We start from the raw sequence: 364 nt of genomic DNA, 5'->3' as shown, positions 1-364 counted from the left end.
CTGCTCCTACCTCTTACACTGCTGCCAGACTCTCTTATTGTGGGGGTAATCCCAACATAACTACATAATTGTGATCCTGTTTCAAATTTATTAAAACCATCGGTTACTACAATTAAGAATAATGCCGTTTTCATACCAATACCTGGTATACTTTGTAATAAAGTGAGTTGTGCCTGTTGGTCTTGTTTTACTAAAGAGAGAAGTTGTTTCTCTATTCCTATAAGCTCTTTGTCTAAATGTTTACGATTTCTTTTTAAAGAACGATACACCCATTTTGAAGGAATTCCTAACACTTCTTCTCCGTGTAACTTATTCTTCGTGGCTGTTCTTTTCTTTAAAAAACTATCCATCAGTCTAAAGAGTT

Annotated in this window: 1 protein-coding gene; it reads right to left on the bottom strand. The window is 34.9% G+C overall.

Annotated elements, in window-relative coordinates; all coding sequences use genetic code 11:
- Positions 1 to 364 (bottom strand): transposase (locus tag EGM88_RS15575; RefSeq protein ID WP_148084104.1); only part of this gene is annotated, 364 nt, incomplete at both ends.

The sequence above is a fragment of the Aureibaculum marinum genome (assembly GCF_003813905.1).
Taxonomy (GTDB): domain Bacteria; phylum Bacteroidota; class Bacteroidia; order Flavobacteriales; family Flavobacteriaceae; genus Aureibaculum; species Aureibaculum marinum.
This window is presented reverse-complemented; position numbering and strand designations above follow the sequence as displayed.